Annotated in this window: 18 protein-coding genes; 12 read left to right on the top strand and 6 right to left on the bottom strand. The window is 31.5% G+C overall.

What is annotated here, in order from left to right; translation table 11 throughout:
• Nucleotides 1–4 precede the first annotated feature (4 nt).
• From rsmI to K8Z87_RS02115, 4 genes are all read left to right on the top strand, one after another.
• Nucleotides 5–676 carry a 16S rRNA (cytidine(1402)-2'-O)-methyltransferase gene (rsmI, locus tag K8Z87_RS02130; protein WP_227475826.1) on the top strand — a complete coding sequence of 224 codons (672 nt, stop codon included), beginning with the start codon at nt 5–7 and terminating at the stop codon, nt 674–676.
• A 39-nt stretch (nt 677–715) separates the two neighbouring features.
• Nucleotides 716–1,060 (top strand): HopJ type III effector protein, encoded by a 345-nt coding sequence (locus tag K8Z87_RS02125; protein WP_227475825.1) that lies wholly within the window; start codon nt 716–718, stop codon nt 1,058–1,060.
• A 75-nt stretch (nt 1,061–1,135) separates the two neighbouring features.
• The gene (locus tag K8Z87_RS02120) at nt 1,136–1,717 is read left to right on the top strand and encodes a uracil-DNA glycosylase family protein (RefSeq protein ID WP_227475824.1); all 582 of its coding nucleotides are present in this window, start codon (nt 1,136–1,138) and stop codon (nt 1,715–1,717) included.
• A gap of 214 nt (nt 1,718–1,931) precedes the next feature.
• Nucleotides 1,932–3,608 (top strand): hypothetical protein, encoded by a 1,677-nt coding sequence (locus tag K8Z87_RS02115; RefSeq protein ID WP_227475823.1) that lies wholly within the window; start codon nt 1,932–1,934, stop codon nt 3,606–3,608.
• A gap of 218 nt (nt 3,609–3,826) precedes the next feature.
• Here K8Z87_RS02115 and K8Z87_RS02110 read toward each other — a convergent pair whose 3' ends face one another.
• On the bottom strand, nt 3,827–4,429 hold the full coding sequence (locus K8Z87_RS02110; protein ID WP_227475822.1) for a carboxymuconolactone decarboxylase family protein: 603 nt from the start codon (nt 4,427–4,429) through the stop codon (nt 3,827–3,829).
• Between the two features lie 147 nt (nt 4,430–4,576).
• On the opposite strand from K8Z87_RS02110, the gene K8Z87_RS02105 reads away from it, so the two are divergent.
• The 8 genes from K8Z87_RS02105 to K8Z87_RS02070 all read left to right on the top strand — a co-directional run bounded on the left by K8Z87_RS02105 (nt 4,577) and on the right by K8Z87_RS02070 (nt 13,881).
• Nucleotides 4,577–5,008, top strand: a complete 432-nt coding sequence (locus K8Z87_RS02105; protein ID WP_227475821.1) for an OsmC family protein — start codon at nt 4,577–4,579, stop codon at nt 5,006–5,008.
• A 57-nt stretch (nt 5,009–5,065) separates the two neighbouring features.
• Complete coding sequence (locus tag K8Z87_RS02100; protein ID WP_227475820.1) at nt 5,066–5,938, top strand: polysaccharide lyase family 7 protein; 873 nt, start codon at nt 5,066–5,068, stop codon at nt 5,936–5,938.
• Nucleotides 5,939–6,052: 114 nt separating this feature from the next.
• Complete coding sequence (locus tag K8Z87_RS02095; protein ID WP_227475819.1) at nt 6,053–6,889, top strand: LytR/AlgR family response regulator transcription factor; 837 nt, start codon at nt 6,053–6,055, stop codon at nt 6,887–6,889.
• A 114-nt stretch (nt 6,890–7,003) separates the two neighbouring features.
• The gene (locus tag K8Z87_RS02090; protein WP_227475818.1) at nt 7,004–7,666 is read left to right on the top strand and encodes a CPBP family intramembrane glutamic endopeptidase; all 663 of its coding nucleotides are present in this window, start codon (nt 7,004–7,006) and stop codon (nt 7,664–7,666) included.
• A gap of 158 nt (nt 7,667–7,824) precedes the next feature.
• On the top strand, nt 7,825–9,516 hold the full coding sequence (gene recJ, locus K8Z87_RS02085; RefSeq protein WP_227475817.1) for a single-stranded-DNA-specific exonuclease RecJ: 1,692 nt from the start codon (nt 7,825–7,827) through the stop codon (nt 9,514–9,516).
• 26 nt (nt 9,517–9,542) lie between these two features.
• Nucleotides 9,543–10,718, top strand: coding sequence for an OmpA family protein (locus tag K8Z87_RS02080; RefSeq protein WP_227475816.1), 1,176 nt, complete (start codon nt 9,543–9,545; stop codon nt 10,716–10,718).
• Between the two features lie 2 nt (nt 10,719–10,720).
• Nucleotides 10,721–11,998, top strand: a complete 1,278-nt coding sequence (locus tag K8Z87_RS02075) for an MFS transporter (RefSeq protein WP_227475815.1) — start codon at nt 10,721–10,723, stop codon at nt 11,996–11,998.
• Nucleotides 11,999–12,135: 137 nt separating this feature from the next.
• Nucleotides 12,136–13,881: a DUF6796 family protein gene (locus tag K8Z87_RS02070; RefSeq protein WP_227475814.1), complete on the top strand. Its 1,746-nt coding sequence runs from the start codon at nt 12,136–12,138 to the stop codon at nt 13,879–13,881.
• Nucleotides 13,882–13,915: 34 nt separating this feature from the next.
• Here K8Z87_RS02070 and K8Z87_RS02065 read toward each other — a convergent pair whose 3' ends face one another.
• From K8Z87_RS02065 to K8Z87_RS02045, 5 genes are all read right to left on the bottom strand, one after another.
• Nucleotides 13,916–14,752 (bottom strand): alpha/beta fold hydrolase, encoded by an 837-nt coding sequence (locus tag K8Z87_RS02065; RefSeq protein WP_227475813.1) that lies wholly within the window; start codon nt 14,750–14,752, stop codon nt 13,916–13,918.
• 91 nt (nt 14,753–14,843) lie between these two features.
• Nucleotides 14,844–15,617 (bottom strand): UDP-2,3-diacylglucosamine diphosphatase, encoded by a 774-nt coding sequence (locus tag K8Z87_RS02060; RefSeq protein WP_227475975.1) that lies wholly within the window; start codon nt 15,615–15,617, stop codon nt 14,844–14,846.
• 10 nt (nt 15,618–15,627) lie between these two features.
• Nucleotides 15,628–16,080 carry a 6-pyruvoyl trahydropterin synthase family protein gene (locus K8Z87_RS02055; protein WP_227475812.1) on the bottom strand — a complete coding sequence of 151 codons (453 nt, stop codon included), beginning with the start codon at nt 16,078–16,080 and terminating at the stop codon, nt 15,628–15,630.
• Nucleotides 16,081–16,203: 123 nt separating this feature from the next.
• The gene (locus K8Z87_RS02050; protein WP_227475811.1) at nt 16,204–17,538 is read right to left on the bottom strand and encodes an MATE family efflux transporter; all 1,335 of its coding nucleotides are present in this window, start codon (nt 17,536–17,538) and stop codon (nt 16,204–16,206) included.
• Nucleotides 17,535–18,035, bottom strand: coding sequence for a GNAT family N-acetyltransferase (locus K8Z87_RS02045; protein ID WP_227475810.1), 501 nt, complete (start codon nt 18,033–18,035; stop codon nt 17,535–17,537). Before K8Z87_RS02045 ends, K8Z87_RS02050 begins: the two co-directional genes overlap by 4 nt.
• Between the last annotated feature and the right edge of the window lie 13 nt (nt 18,036–18,048).

Genomic DNA, 18,048 nt, shown 5'->3' with positions numbered 1-18,048 from the left:
AAATATGGGCAAATTGTATTTAGTTCCGACTCCTATTGGCAATCTAAAAGACATGACTTTTAGAGCTGTTGATGTTTTAAAAGATGTAGATCTTATTCTTGCTGAAGATACCAGAACTTCAGGAAAATTATTAAAACATTTTGAGATTACCACACAAATGCAAAGTCATCATATGCACAATGAGCATAAGATGACCAATGCCATTGTAGAAAAATTGAAATCTGGGCTATCTATTGCTGTTATCAGTGATGCCGGAACACCAGCCATTTCAGATCCAGGATTTTTATTGACTAGAGCTTGTGTAGAGCATGGTATTGAAGTAGAATGCTTACCAGGAGCTACAGCATTTGTGCCTGCATTGGTTAATAGCGGTTTGCCAAACGATAAGTTTGTGTTTGAAGGGTTTTTACCCGTAAAAAAAGGGCGTCAAACCCGTTTAAAGCTTTTAGCGGAAGAAACACGAACCTTAATTTTTTATGAAAGCCCACATAAACTAATAAAAACATTAAGTCATTTCTGTGAGTATTTTGGTGAAAACAGACCTGTTTCTGTTTCTAGGGAATTAACCAAATTGTACGAAGAAACCATTCGCGGTACTGCAAAAGAAGTTTTAGAGTATTATGCCAATAAACCACCAAAAGGAGAACTGGTAATTATTGTTGGAGGTAAAAAATAGAATGCTATACAGAACGAACTGAAGAATCTAATAACAAAAATGAATATAGAAGTATTTATAAATAAGCTAAAAAACAATTCAACAGAAGTTGCCTTTTCAGAAACCATGATGGTTATAGAAACGTACTATAATTTTACACCAACGACTTTTAAAAATGGGGTGTTAGAAAATAGCAAGGATGAAAATTTAGGATCTTGTAAATTATTAGCATTTGCAAAACTCCAAAATTTAAGTAAAGAAGAAACATTAGCATGTTTTGGGCAATTTTATTTTGAAGATGTGTTAAAAGACCCAAATGGCGAAGGTCATCAAAATATTCGTAATTTTATGAAAACAGGATTTGAAGGCTTATTTTTTGAAGGCACTCCGCTAAAGAAAAAATAAATTTATGTCATTGCTAGGAATCCCGATAACTATCGGGATACGAAGCAATCTTATATCCTATATTAGGTTGATAAAATGAAAGACCTGCTAAAGCATATTAATCAATGTGACATTTGCAAAGCACATTTACCATTGGGTCCACGACCTGTAGTAACAGCACATCCAGAATCTAAAATTGTAATTATTGGCCAAGCACCAGGAACAAAAGTACATGCCTCTGGTGTACCCTGGGATGACCAAAGTGGAAAGAAGTTACGACAGTGGCTTAATGTAACTGACGAGGATTTTTACGACACTAAAAAATTTGCCATTATCCCTATGGGGTTTTGTTATCCAGGAAAAGGAAAAACAGGAGATTTACCACCTCGACCAGAATGCGCACCACAATGGCACAAGCAACTGTTAAGTAAAATGCCAAATGTAAAAATGGTGTTGTTGATTGGCGCTTATGCCCAGAAATATTATTTAAAAGGGAAAGCCAAAAAAACCTTGACAGAAACCGTTGGTGAGTATAAAAGTTATTTACCCATGTATTTTCCTATTCCACATCCATCACCAACTAACCGATTTTGGCGTGCTAAAAACCCTTGGTTTGAAGAATTGATTGTACCTGAGTTACAGAAAAAAGTAAACATAGTTTTAACAAATTCCTTATAAGGAATGACTTATTTTAAAAACACTTTGGACTTAGAAGTGCCTTATCATCGATAATTGTAATGATACAATTAGTAGCTACTATTGTTTTAAAATGAATTAAATATTTTCTAAAATATACCCAGTTCTAAGTATTGTATGATGCTGTTTTAACAAATAAATTAGCAAGGTCTATCAACCACCTAGCAGAAAAAAATTCATTTTAAAATCAAGAAATATGAAAAGATTACTACTATTATTAATGTTATTGATGATTTATAATTATTCTTTTTCTCAAGAATATCAATCATCGCTTAATAAATCTAACATTACATTAACTTCTGGCGCCATTCCTGATGATGTAATCATAAAAGTATCTCAGAATGAGAATGGTTTTACTAATATTGTCATTGAATCTTTTGGTAACAGTAATAAAATAGTTAAATTCTCATTAAAGCCCTTTAATTATAGCCTTTTTGAAGCAAAATTGAAGAATAGTTTCTTAACTCTTTTGCAAAAGAAGATGATACCTAGCAATTATAATTATACTATTAATCAGAGGGATAAAATAAAAGGCTTATTCAATGAGATAGCTTCTTATCTATTTACAGTAAATGAACGCCCACAAGTTGCAACTATAAATTTAAAAAGTGAAGAAATAGATGTTTATGCTAGCATCAAGCATTCTAATGGTGAAAATAATAAAGGATTTTTAGGTATAGGCAAAAAAAGTGTCAAAAATTTTGACACCGTTATTGGTGAGCTTGAAAATCCAGTTGTAGAGATATCTTTCTATTCGGGATTTATCGAAAAAATAGAGGTAAGAGGTAAACTGGATGGTATTGATATAACATTTGTAAATAAATATTCTATTGGTGTTTCTTCAATAAGTAATCTAAGAGGTTTTAGATTAATGAAACTGTACAGCCTTTATGATTACTCGATAAAAGCCAACCCTACTCAGACTCATGATACTCAAGTATTTCCTAATGGGGAAAACTTCATTGTAAAAAGAGAGGATAAATCATCTAAAGTAGACCCTAATTACATCCCTATATCAACTGAAAAAGTAAAACCTTTTATGTTTGTAAATGACATTATAGATTATCAAAGAATTATAGATGTTAATGCAAATGATATTAGTCCTTCTAAGCAGAAAATATTATTGGATTTGAATCAAAAATCATCAAATTTATATAAAGAAGAATCTACTAAAATTCTTGAAGCTGTTGTATATTCAGACTTAATAGGCGCATTAGAAGAAGATAACCCTAATGGGATTATTCAAACCGAAATTTCAAAGCGATTTAATATCAATACAGCGAGAGGTGATTTTCTTGGAGGTGGAGGAGGTTTTTTTGAATATTTAGATGGTAAGGTCTTATTATCTAAAATAGAAGAAAACAATAAATTTTTACTCCCTGAAAATGGGGGTTTTGATAATTTGAGTCTCTATCAATATAGGAATTTTTCTGTAGGGGGAAATCTCAATTTATTAGCTTTTGAAAACCAAAACTTAAAACTTAATGGTTTTATTGATTCAGGTATTGAGTTCGCCAGAAGCGGATATAGATTTACAGAAGATGAAGAAGGAAAAAACACAAATTCATTTGAATGGGCTTCACAATTGAGACTCCATTTCTTTCCAGAAAAAAGGTATGGAATCTTTGTTTCTGACAAACTATCATTCAATGAAATTTTAACTGACGATATAGAATTCAGAAGTGTTTTGAATGAAAAAAGCAATTGGATAAACACTATAGAATTTATGGCCTATCTCGATATTTCTACATCATCAAAAGTATTTGTAAGATATAGTATCTCTAATGACTTAATGGATATAGATAATAATTTTTCGCGGTTCCAATTAGGAACTGCTTTTTATTTCCTTCAAAAAAACAGAAAAGACAAATAATTAGATTTATAAAAGACAAAAACTGGGATACTAATACCCCCGTTTTCTTAAATTCCTTATATAGGTTGATTTATTTTAAAAGTGCTTTGGACGTAGAAGAGCTTATTTTATTAGATACGATGAAAATTTTCACAAAAAACCTCACCATTTCTGGTAAGGTTAATCTAATTTATCTAAAAGCCTCAAAGAGGCTGCCTATGGTCTAAAAGTGAAGCGATCTAGTATTTTGACCCATCATGTTTTCCAACATTATAACCGTGTTTTCCTAAGTATTGATTTCCACTTTCAACAGCACCATCTTCAATATCGGTTCCCATACTATCATTCCAACGATTTAGGTAACCAAATAAAGAAATCACACCAAGCATTTCCACAATTTCTCCTTCGTTCCAGTGCTCATATAATCGTTTTTTAAGATCTGCATCAACCGAATTTGGCACCAAAGTAGCTGCTAAACTAAAATCTAAAGCTACACGCTCTGCTTCAGAGAATGCAGAATGCGTTTTGTATTCCCAAATATTGTCTAACTGTTCTTGCTCAGCACCATAACGTTCTGCAGCTCTAATAGCATGTGCCTGACAATAACGACATCCTGTGGCATTACTACTTACCCAAGCAATCATACGTTTTAAAGCAGAAGTGACACGACCTTCATTAGCCATAACGGCTTTGTTTAAATTAATAAAAGCTTTAGATATAGCAGGTCGACGTTGCATGGTTAATACAGAATTAGGACAAAACCCAAGTGTTTCATTAAAGAATTCAGCCAATTCTTTAGTTTCTAAATCATGATCTGCAGATAATGGTGTTACTAATGCCATTTTAATATTTTTTTAAGGTTATAAATAGTATTTTTGAGGCAACAAGATAGTGCCAAATGCGCAAATTGCCTAAAATACTTAATGACGATTTTAGTAAATTTAACTTTATGCAGGTTCTATATTTTTTAATTTAAAACAAATACACTTATGGCAGATAAAGTGACTGTAGATTGGAAAGGAAATATGTTATTTGAATCTGACAATCCTAGAGAAGGCAATCACACAGTATTAATGGACGCAGGAAAAGCTAGCGGTGGTAATGACGAAGGTCTTGGCCCTAAAGCAATGATGTTATCATCTTTAGCAGGTTGTTCTGGGTTAGATGTGGTATCTGTGCTAAAGAAAATGAAAGCCTCACCAGAAGATTTTAAAATGGAAGTGTTCGGAGAATTAACAGACGAACACCCAAAATATTACCATAAAGTAGACGTGAAGTATCACTTCTACGGTTCAGATTTAAATGCATCTAAGATTAATAAAGCTGTAGATTTATCTATTGAAAAATACTGCGGAGTGATGGAAATGTTTAGGCGCTTTGCAGAGGTTACAACAAGTGTACATTTGCATAATAACGAGTAAAATAGTTTAGATAAAAATTTTATAGTTTTACAATCAGTTATATAACTATATTATAGAATGAAGTTAACGCACATAATTAAATACCTGATTATTTTCGGGGTTTTATTTTTAACTGTTGAGAATTGTTCTTCTGAAGATAGAACATCAAATGAGCAATCTCTAGAAGATGATTTTGATGATAATGATGAGGATACAGAACCAGATAATAGTGAGGTTTTAAATTCTCGTTTTGTATTTAATGAAAATTTGGTTATTGAGCACAGTTGGAATACAGGCGGTTGTGATAGTCCACCTTGCGATACTGACGAAGATGCATTAGTTAATGTTTTTGAAAACACCTTGCCTAATGACCCTTATTTTTATATGGAAGATGATTTGGTTGAATTAAACCTTGAATGCCAACAAGAAAAAGGTAGACGTGCAGAGTTTAAGCAAATTTCAGAAGGCCCATTAACATCATATTCAAAAATGGAATTTGAAGCTGTATATTATGATGTCCCAGATGATGGTTTTACAATTGCGCAAGTTCATAATAGAGGAGGCAATTCTAACAAGCCATTTTTTAGACTAGAACTTCATGATAATAAACTAGAAACAGTAATCCGTAAAGACCCAGAAGTAAGTTCTAATCAAACGACATTTAACAAAGTGGATTATCCATTTTTAAATGGTGTTGATTATAATCAATTTCCGTTAAAAGTTATTTTAGAAAAAAGTGGAGGTTATGCGCATATTACAGTAATGCAAAACAACACTATAATTCTAGATCAATCTTTTCAACCAGATGCTACAACCGATTGGGTAAATGATACTAGTATTTCTAATGGTTATTACTTAAAAGCAGGTGCATATAATGCTGCAAACACACATACAGAACATCTTATTTTAGGATATACTACATTTAAATTTGAAACAGAAGATTTAAATTAAGCCTTAATTATTAAGATAGCTGCCATAAATACTTGATAGCAATATTCTTGGTGAAAATTCTATAGAGGAATTATTTTTTAATTTTGAATCTGATAAAAAAAGAGTTTCTAATCCATGAGTACTAAACAGCCAACCAAGAGTACAACAAAAACAATATGGCATAGATTTATAGGTAATTCTGAAAGACGTTGGTTTCAGAAAGTAATTATATTAATCATTTTCTCTTTAGTTGTAAATCATATAGCAACTAGTGATAATTTTATAGATAGCAAATCCTATAGATTCCCGATAGAAGGTTTTCTGTTTACTATTGTTTTTTCGATTCTAATTGGAATTATAGCAGATCTTAATTTTAAATTTTATAAGAAAAAGTATTTCTATAGAAAAATAGAAACTGCTACTATCGTAAAGTTTATGGCTTCTACTTTAGGATATATTACAATAATATATATTCCTGTAAATATTATTGTAGAATTAGTTTCTAATGGACAAATAAAGTTCTATTATATATTAATTGGTTTACTAATTACTTTATTATTATGTTTTATTTTCATAGGTTTATGGTATGCACTAGACATATATGATTTATATAAATTATCCATAAAAGATGCTGAAATCACTATAGAGAGTGGTGCAAAAATAACAAAGCTTACCTATGAGAACATTGCATGTTTTTATAGCGAAAACAAAATTGTGTATACGGTTCAGAATGATGGCAAAACAATTAACACCGATTTTACATTGAATGAGCTAGAAGAAAAAATTAATGACCAATTATTTTTTAGAGCCAATCGAAAAATTATCGTTCACAAAGATGCTGTAGATCAAATTGAAAAGATAGAAAATGGGAAGCTAAATATTCTGTTAAAATCGTCCTTTAAAAACGATGCCATTGGTGTCATCAATATCAGTCGTTACAAACGAAAAGCATTTTTAGATTGGTTTCAATAAAAGATGCTGACTATTCAGTTATAAATTTACGACCACTCAGTAAAAACATAAGCATTTAAAAGGGTTTTCAGAGATTTAGTTCATTACTTCGTTTAGAATTTACAATCTAAAAAAATGAACAAAATCACTTTGAGACAAGTATTAATTCCATTAATTACCATAGCAATCATCTTATTTTTATGGTTTGGTCCCATCCGTATCAGCTACATAGAGAATATCCTAATTTCTATACTCATCATTATAGCCAATTATATAGAATATAAAGGAAAACCATTTGCAGCACTTGGTTTTCAACGTGAAAAATTCACATTCAAAAATATATTTTTATTTGCGCCATTACTTGCATTAGGACTCTTTGCATTTTATGTTTTTCTATTGGTCCCTGGAATTACAATGCTCACAGATGCGCCTATAGATTACTCCGCTTTTGATGAATTAAAAGGCAATCTTCCTGCCTGTTTAATTGCCTTAGTAGTCGTTTGGGCTACGGCTGGATTTGGAGAAGAAATTATCTTCCGTGGGTATTTTATGCGCCAATTTGTAAAATTCTTTGGAGAAAGCAAAGTCAGCATAGTACTTAATATTGTCTTACTTGCGTGTTTTTTTGGATTCATGCACAGTTATCAAGGTATTACCGGTCAACTTGTTACTGGTATTGTAGGTGCACTTTTAGCATTGATATTTTACTTACGTAAATACGATTTGTGGTTTGTTATAGCTGTGCATGGTTTTTTTGACACTATAGCATTAATTTGTGTTTATTTTGGTTTGACGTAATAAACCTAAATTTACTAATAAAAAAGGATGTTTCTTACTTTAGGCAGAATCGTATATTCTTTATAGCCATTAATTGTCTATTTAAGAAAATATTCGTTATCATTATATTTGTTTGGATTTATTATTCTTTAAAATTAATTAGACATCTTATTTAATACATGCGTTGGACGCTAAAACCAAAACCTGAAATTTCAAAAGTTGAAGCTCTAAAAAAAACGCTTCAGGTAGATGATGTAGTGGCGACGCTATTATTACAACGTGACATAGATACATACGAATCCGCAAAAATATTTTTTAGACCGAGTTTTAATGAATTGCACGATCCATTTTTAATGAAAGATATGGATAAAGCGGTAGCGCGTATTGAAACTGCAATAGCTAATAGTGAAAACATATTAGTTTATGGGGATTACGATGTCGATGGTACTACATCAGTAGCTTTAATGGCGTCGTATTTAAAAACAAAAACAGAAGCTGTAGCCACCTACATTCCCGATCGATATGACGAAGGTTATGGTGTGTCTTACCAAGGTATTGATTTTGCTCACGACAATGATTTCTCTTTAATTATAGCTTTAGACTGTGGTATAAAGGCTATAGAAAAGATTGCTTATGCTCAAGAAAAGGGAATCGATTTTATTATCTGCGACCATCATAGACCTGGAGATAAAATACCAAGCGCAATTGCTGTTTTAGATCCTAAACGGAATGATTGCAAGTACCCATTTAAAGAACTATGTGGTTGCGGAGTTGGTTTTAAACTGATCTCAGCTTTAGCATCAAAAGATGGACAAACCCCAGAAGATTTAGTAGAGTACCTAGATTTGGTGGCCACTGCAATTGGCGCTGATATAGTACCTATTGTTGGTGAGAACAGAGCATTAGCTTATTTTGGATTACAAGTGATTAATACCAATCCAAGACCAGGTATGAAAGCTATTATTGCTGAGGTAAAAAAAGAAGAACTTACCATTACCGATGTTGTTTTTATAATAGCGCCAAGGATTAATGCTGCCGGAAGAATGAAGCATGGTAACCACGCTGTAACGTTACTTACAGAAACCGATTTCAATTTAGCGGCTACATACGCTGTGGATATAGATCAGTATAATACAGATCGGAGAGAAACAGATAAACGGATAACGAAAGAAGCGTTGTTACATATAGAGAAAGATAATGAACAAGACCAATATACAACAGTTGTTTATCAAGAAGATTGGCATAAAGGGGTTATAGGTATTGTGGCGTCACGTTTAATAGAAACTTATTATCGGCCAACTTTAGTGTTTACAAAAAGTGGTGATAAATTAGCAGCTTCAGCAAGGTCGGTTTCAGGTTTTGATGTCTATAATGCTTTAGAAGCTTGCTCAGAATACATAGAACAATTTGGAGGACATAAATATGCTGCAGGATTAACCTTGTTACCAGAAAATTATGAAACCTTTAAAGCTAAGTTTGAAACTGTAGTTAAAGAAACTATTGACCCAAAATTGTTAACTCCAGAACTTAAAATTGATATGGAGATCAACCTAAATCAAGTCAATAATAAATTAATGCGAATTATCAAACAATTTGCACCTTTTGGACCAAGAAATATGTCTCCAGTATTTATGACACAGAATGTTAAAGACACTGGTTATGGAAAATGTGTTGGAGAAGATAAATCGCATTTGCGTTTAACGACGACGCAATCAAATTCAGATAAAATTGTAGGTATTGGCTTTGGTTTAGGCGATAAACTAGACCTAATAACAAATAGAAAATCTTTTAGTGCCGCTTATGCTATTGAAGAAAATCATTGGAACGGAAATACCAGTTTGCAATTAAAACTAAAGGACATTAAAGACTAAAACGATTAGTGTTTCGTTAAGAGACTATGCATAAATTTACGTTACTTATTTTTTTAACTATTATCGGGGCGCAAATAATATATTCTCAAAATTTAGTCAGTAATCCAAGTTTTGAAGACTATAATAAGTGCCCATGGATAATAGGGAAATTCTCAGGCAATGTCAATTATTGGTCAACACCAAATTTAGGAACTACAGATTTTTTCAGTACATGTAGTAAAAGTGTTGGTATAAACAATTATAATGGCTATCAGAGTCCTAAAGACGGACATACTTATGCGGGGTTTTATTTGTTTTCTCCAGATGATTATAGAGAGTATATTCAAGGGCGTTTTACAAAACAGCTAGAAGCCGGGAAAAGATATAGAATAAAATTCCACATCAGTTTGGCAGATAAATCGACCCACACATTAAAAACTATAAGTGTTTTATTTACAGAAAACCTGTTAGGTTTTGTAAAACTGAAATCAGAAAATAATAATTCAATTTTAACTAGTAAAAGCAGTAATTATAATGTATATCGACATATCAGTAAAAAATATATAAAGCCAAATAAATATACTAAAGGAGAATTTCAACTTAATGATATAGCATCTAAATCCTTTTATGACGACAAGGTAAATTGGATAGAGATTTCAACTGAATTTACAGCCAATGGTTTTGAAAATTACTTTACAATAGGAAACTTTAAACCAAATAACAAGACAACAAAGCGAGAGCTTTTAAGGACAACAAAAGTTAAACATCAGTTCTCTTATTACTACATAGATAACATTAGTGTTGAACTTCTAAAGAAAGAAGAAGTTAAAGAACCAGAAGCTATTGAAGAAAGACCTACACCAGAAGTCATTAAAACAAATACAGTTTATATTTTTAAAAATGTACTCTTTAATTTTGATAAAGCTGAATTATTAGATATTTCCGTTAAAGAGTTAAATCAATTATATCAGTACTTAAATAATAATTTAGATTTATCTATTGAAATTTATGGACATACAGATAATATTGGCACTCAAAAAAGGAATGAAGAATTATCTCATCAACGCGCTAAAGCTGTAGCAGATTATTTAATTTTACAAGGTCTAGATAAAGCAAGAATAAAATCCTTTGGATTTGGAAGCTCCAAATCAATTTCAGGTAATGAAACAGAACAAGGACGACAACAAAATAGACGTGTTGAGTTTAAAATAATAGACGACTAACATTGGCAAAAAACGATCCATACGCGGCATTACGCATTAAAGAATTTAACATCTTTTTATTAGTGCGTTTTGCATTGGTTTTTGGTTGGTCTATGCAGTTTGTTGTTATTGAGTGGCAAGTTTATGCCTTAACAAAAGATCCACTTTCGCTCGGAATTATAGGCCTTTGTGAGTTTTTACCTGCTTTTTTTCTTGCGCCTTTTGCAGGGCATATTGTTGATAAAAAAGAAAAACGAAACTTATTTACCCTTTGCATTGCGCTTTTTTCTTTAATAAGTTTTGGATTGTTTTGGCTAACTACTAGCAAAGTTGAATCCTCTTGGGAGACGACTACTATTTTATATGGAATTTATGGGTTAGTATTTTTTGGAGGAGTATTAAGGGCTTTTTTCGGTCCAACAATCTTTTCACTTATAGCACTACTTGTTCCTAAGAGAATATATCCTAATGCCGCAACATGGAGCAGCAGTACTTGGAAAGGTGCTAATGTTTTTGGAGCTCTATGTGGCGGATTTTTAATTGCTTGGATTGGTGTAAATTCTACATTGGGCATCATCTTTTTACTGATAATGATAGCATTATTATTGGTTTTTCAGATAGGCAAAAAACCAGTTTTAAACAAAAATTCTAATGAATCGGTAAAAGAAAGTCTTAAAGCTGGGCTTCGTTTTGTGTTTAATGACAAAGTTATTTTAGGGGCATTAACCTTAGATATGATTGCGGTTTTGTTTGGTGGTGCAGTAGCAATATTTGCTGTATTTGCAAAAGATATTTTAGATGCAGGACCAAAAGGTTTTGGAATACTAAATGCAGCATTATCTTCTGGTAGTATAATTACTATGTTAGCCACAACCTATATACCCATTACAAAAAATACAGGAAAGAAACTGCTGATTTCAGTTTTTGGATTTGGGATTTGTATGATCATTTTTGGAGCTTCAAAATTGATGTGGCTTAGTGTTTTAGCCTTGTTTTTCTCAGGTGTTTTTGATGGCATTTCTATGGTTGTACGTCAAACGATACTTCAACTCAAAACTCCAGATCATATGAGAGGTCGTGTTGGCGCAGTGAATTCTATGTTTGTTGGATCATCTAACGAACTTGGAGCTCTTGAGAGTGGTATTGCGGCTCGTATTTTTGGAGCTCCTTTAGCAGTAATGCTTGGTGGTACAGCAACTCTTATTATTGTTGCTATAATAGGTGTTAAAAATAAACCACTTCGAGAACTCGATTTGCAACAAGATATCGAAGCTCACGAAAAAGAAGAAATCAATTCTTAGTATTACATTACTTACTAAACTTACCTTTAATAACATTGCTAGTTGCATTGCCATGTAATTGATGGACATTATAGAAATTGTGAAAGTTATGTTAATGTTTATCGACAAAACCATAAGTAAACCAAATCTACTACAGAATGAGATTAACAAAAATTATAGGTCTCATAGGCTTATTAGGCTTTGTCAGTTTGATATTTGCAGGGGAATATCTTTTGTATTATTCAAATAGTATTTTAGAACACCCGAATAATTATAGTTTTTTTAAGTTCAAGTCTCTTAATAATTTAACGACTATTCTCTTTTTAAGTACAATAGGGTTGCCTTTATACTTTGCTAGTTATATTTATATATATAGAGTACTTAAATCCGAAAATAAAACGCTAGCAAGAATTATATTAATAACTGGTTTTGTTGCTTTTATAATTGGTGGTTTTTGGATAGGCTCTAGGGAATCAATAGAAAATATTATACATCTAAAGGAGAGTACGAGTGCATCTAATTATCAAAATATTTTAGAGAAGAATACTCATTATATGAATATGTTAAGACAAATACTTTATGTTGTCATAATTATATTATCAGTAGTTTTTGCTATTATTATTTTAAAAGGTAATAAATACTATAAAAAAGCAAATATTAAAGAGGTATTCAATTTTGGTAATAAATACGATTCATTAAAAGAAGAGTTTGAAATAAACATTAGAGAATTAGAAGAAACAACTGAGAAAGTTAAAAAAACATCAGAGCTCAAATCTCAATTTTTGGCTAATATGAGTCACGAAATTCGCTCTCCTCTTAATGGAGTCATTGGCATGCTTAATTTAATAAAATCCCAAGATTTAAGTGCTCAACAAATAGCATATATGGAGATTGCTGAAAATAGTGCAGATCATCTTATCGGGTTGGTCGATATGATATTAGATCACTCAAAATTACAGACAGGGATATTTGTTTTAAATGCAGATCCACTTAACATAAAAAGAGAACTTAATAAATTAGTACGTCTTTTTGAATACAGATCTCTCGATAAGAATATTAAACTTAATTTTTCTTTCGACCCTGCAATCGAAAATAACATATTAGGTGATAATATACGTATTCAGCAAGTATTGATTAATCTTTTAGACAACGCAATTAAATTTACAGATATCAGAAGTGTAACATTAAAGGCAGAACTTATTAGTAAAGAAGATGATATACAAAACGTAAGATTTAAAATAACAGATACAGGTATTGGGATAGATGAAGACAAAGCAAAAAACATATTAAGCGCTTTTGAGCAAATAGATCATACGAACACGCGCAAATATGGAGGCACAGGTATTGGATTAACAATTGCTTATCAGATTATTAAAATAATGAAAGGTAGTTTAGGTATTGTGAACAATCCTAAAAAGGGATGTTGTTTTTACTTTGAAGTTCCATTAAAGATAGATACGAATAAAGTTGGACTAATAGAAAAAGAGCTTAATCATTTAAAGGTGCCAACAGATTATAATCGCAGCAAGGCAATTATTGCTGAAGATAATTTAATAAATCAAAAAGTAATTGTTAATTTTCTTAAACGGTTAAATATAGAGGCAGATGTCGCCACAAATGGATTAGAAGCATTGACTCTTTTTAAAGAGCATGAATACGATCTAATATTTATGGACTTGCATATGCCTGTTATGGATGGTTTTACTTCGGTTTCAGAAATAAAGAAATTACCAAAATATCAAGAAAACCCATTACCTATAATAGCTGTAACAGCAAGTGCATTTCCTGAAGATAGAGCAAAATCACTTGCAAATGGAATGCATGATTTTATAACAAAACCCATTATTTTTAATAAACTACAAGAAACAATATTTAAACATATGAGTGATGATTTGAAAGAGTAAAACTTAGTTTATTTTCTAATCAAAATACTTTTGATTAGAAATCTAAGATAATTTTAGTAATAATATTAGGTTGCTCTTCTTGAATAAAGTGCCTTGCTTTAAGTAAATGAATGTTTCCTTTAGCAATTTTTAAATCATTAATCACCTTCTCTTGCTGAGACATCCATTTTAAAAACGAATCGTTTTCTCCCCAAATCACAGTTACAGGAATATCAATGCTTTTAATAACAGATTGGTAATTATCTAAATTATTGCAAGTCTGCGAAAAGAAATAGTACATGGCCCTAGTTTTATTTTCAAGAAGCGGTCTTCTATAACCTTCTATATCAATTTTGCTTAAAGTATTTTGGGTCATTCCAGATTTAAATAAACCTTTAAGCATCATATTTGTAGTAATACCATTTCTATAACTCCACATTGCAGTACGCGCCATTAAACCAGGTTTAAAACGAATAGGAGGATCGAAGCCTTCTTCATAAATAATGGTGTTTAAGACAATGAGTTTTTCTATACGATGAGGTTGCTTTTTAAAAAGTTCCCAGGTCCAAAGACCACCAGCATCATGCATAACATGCGTCCAGTTTTCAATATTTAAATGATCCATTAGAGCAATAAGTCGATCGGCATGTTGTTCTTCTGAATAAATATCATAACCTTTTGGGGAATCACTAGAACCAAAACCTAACATGTCTGGTGCAATAACACGATAATTTTTAGAGAGATCATCAATCATATGCCGATATAACCAACCCGATGTTGGTACTCCGTGAAGTAGAACAATAACATTTCCTTGTCCTTGATCTAGATATTTTATATTACCATCTTTTGAGGTAAATGTGTTTTGTTTTGATCTAAATTGAGAATAAGTCATTTGCTAACTGTCTTTTACGATGTTTGAATAAGGTTTGCATGATATCAACCCTAAAATTAAGCTTAAGTAATGTAACTTCATGGATATGAATTTACTGAAATTTTTCTAAAATAAATGTACTACCATCAAAAATACCATAAGTGTAGTACTGAATCCAATCTCCTAGATTTATATATTTAGATTGTTTGTTGAGCTGAATCTCTAAAGGCAAGTGCCTGTGGCCAAACACAAAATAATCACGATGTTTTTCCTCTAATTTTTTTCTACTATAAATAGCAAGCCATTCATTCTCTTCTCCTAAAAATGTAGCATCATCATCACCAGAGATTAATTTGTTTTTTACAGAAAAGTATTGTGCAATTCGCATCCCTATATCTGGGTGACCCCATCTAAATAACCCTTTAAAAAAAGGACTTAAAAACACTTTTTTCATGCGTTTATAACCTTTATCTCCAGGCCCTAATCCATCTCCATGTCCGATAAAAAATGTACTTCGGCTTCGCTCAGCAACCATTTCAAAAGTAAATTCTTGTGGTTTATGGTATACAGGAATACCTAATTCTTCTTCAAAATAACCGTTCATCCATAAATCGTGATTACCAACAAAATAATGAACTGGTATGCCAGAGTCACTGATTTCTGCAAGTTTACCAAGTGTACGCGTAAAGCCTTTTGGGACAACAGTTCTGTATTCAAACCAAAAATCAAATAAATCACCTAACAAAAAAATAGCAGCAGCATCTGTTTTAATTTCGTCTAACCAAGCAACAAACTTTTTTTCTCGAGGACGAGAAGCTTCAGCAGTAGGAGCTCCAAGATGATTGTCTGAAGCAAAGTAAATTTTTTTCCCGTTAGGAATAGATATGTGAGGAATATCATTCATTATCACTAGCGTACCATTCTGCAAATGATGTTGCCGTTTCTTGTAGTTTTAAAGAATGTAATTTAATATTTGAAGGTAAATGTTTCTTTATTTTTTGAGCAAAATCAATAACCATCATTTCACTAGTAGGCTGATAGTCGACCAATAAGACGTTGTGACCTCTTTTCTCTAGTTCTCTAGCTAATTCTACATGAGGTGTATTTTTATTAAATACCGTTGCATGATCAAAAACATCTACAATTTCTTGCTTTACAATGGTTTTAAGATCGCCAAAATCGATAACCATACCAAACTTAACATTGGTTGTATCTGTAATTGGATTACCAATAACAGTAACATCTAACCGATAGCTATGTCCATGAACATTTTTGCATTTGCCGTCATAACCATAGAGTGCATGACCCGTTTCAAAAGAAAACTGTTTAGTGATACGAATATTACTCATTAACGTCTTTTATTTCGGTTTACAAAATAAACAATAATAAGCACTAGACCTAGTATGAGAAATAAACCGTTACCGCTAAAAAAACTAAGAATGTCCATTCTATATATTTTTATTTCATCAAATTTAAGCGTTTTGCGCCAGTGGTTTGTATGTTTTTCTAAATTTTATAATTAAAGGGATTCCGCGAGCAATTATCCATAGCGTAAAAGCAATAAAAATACCGATGAGCTTATAGCCTAAATAATCAAATAAAAGTAATGCCGGAATGAAGATTATAAAGGTAGAAAACAACAAAATATTTCTTAAATCAGCCATTCTACCAAGGCCTTTAAACACTCCGTCAAATATAAATGCTAGAGCACAAAGCGGTTGCATAGCCAATACTAACCAAAAGGCATTGTAGAACGTGTTTAGAACATCAATATCGTTGGTAAATATACGCCCAATAGGATAATAAAAAAGAGCACCTATACTACCTAATAATAAACCAACGATTATACCATATTTTATAAGTTTGTTGCTGAGACTTACAAGTGTTTTATATTGTTTAGCACCTAAAAGTTTGCCTCCTAAAATATTTCCAGCACTTGCATAACCATCAATTAAAAAAGCTCCTAAAAACCATAAATTTATAGCAATAGTATATGCAGCTATATAGGTTGTGCCATATTTTGCAGCATAACTTGTAGCGAAATAAAGCGTGGTATTTAAAGCAAGGGTTCTAATAAAAAGATTTAAAATCATTATTGTAAAACGCTTAATTTCCTTATTAAATGGAAAACGTACCCAAAGCGGAATATCTGTTTTCTTTAACAAATAATAAGCTGAACATAAAGCCATTAAAAGTTGGGCTATGACACTTGCGTAGGCAGCCCCTTTAATTTGAAATGCAGGAATATACCCTTCAATTCCATAAACTAAAATGACATCAAAAATAATATTAGCAATAGCTCCAATAATAGCAATAATCATTGGATAATAGGTGTTTTGTAAACCTCTAAATGTACCAAATACAGCAATAGAAAATAAGGTAAAAGGAAATCCAAAAACACGAATATGATAATAATCGACACTATAATCTAAAATAAGATTTGATGCATTATAGAGCTTGAATATTTGTATTGCAAATGGATACGTAATTAGAATAATTAAAATACTCAATGATGTAATTAAAAATATAGCTTGTGCAGGTAGATTTTTAACAGCATCTAATTTGTCAGCTCCTAAATATTGAGATATTATTGAAGAGATAGCACTGCGCGTTTGTCCTAAAACCCAAATCAACATAGATAAAAAAGTAGAGACAATACCAACAGCCGCTAATGATTCTGTAGCATTATTTTCTATGTTGCCAACAATAGCTACGTCTGTTAACGACAATATAGGTTCTGATACACCAGCTATTAATGCCGGTATAGCAAGTTTATTTATATTTTTTAAGGATATAGAATTACTCATAGTATTAACTCATAGCAATAAAACGGATGCATACTCTGCTTTGGGTAATGAATACACTCTAATTTTTGATAACCTCGTTTTTCATAAAATTTTTGATTGCCTCTATTCTGCGAAAATGTATCTAACCGTATTGAAGTATAATGCTGATCTTTTGTATAACTTTCAGCAAAATCCATAAGTTGCTGTGCATAGCCTTTTTTTTGAAAATTTGGATGAATAGCTAAACGATGAATGTAAATATGAGATCCGTTTTCTGTAAGCCATTTAACAGGTTTATATTCTTCATCAATAAGCGTAGAAATAACAACACAACCTATAATTACATTCTCTTTTTCTATAGTATATAACTCATTACGATTAATATCATTAATAAACGTTGATTTGGAGGGATAAAATGCATTCCATTGAAAAATATTATTTTCAATCATTGTTTTTGTACAAGCTTTTGTAATTGATAATATTGAATCAATATCAGTTATTACCGCTTTCCGAATCATATATTATATGTAT

Source organism: Winogradskyella immobilis (genome assembly GCF_021887715.1).
Classification (GTDB): Bacteria; Bacteroidota; Bacteroidia; order Flavobacteriales; family Flavobacteriaceae; genus Winogradskyella; species Winogradskyella immobilis.
This window is presented reverse-complemented; position numbering and strand designations above follow the sequence as displayed.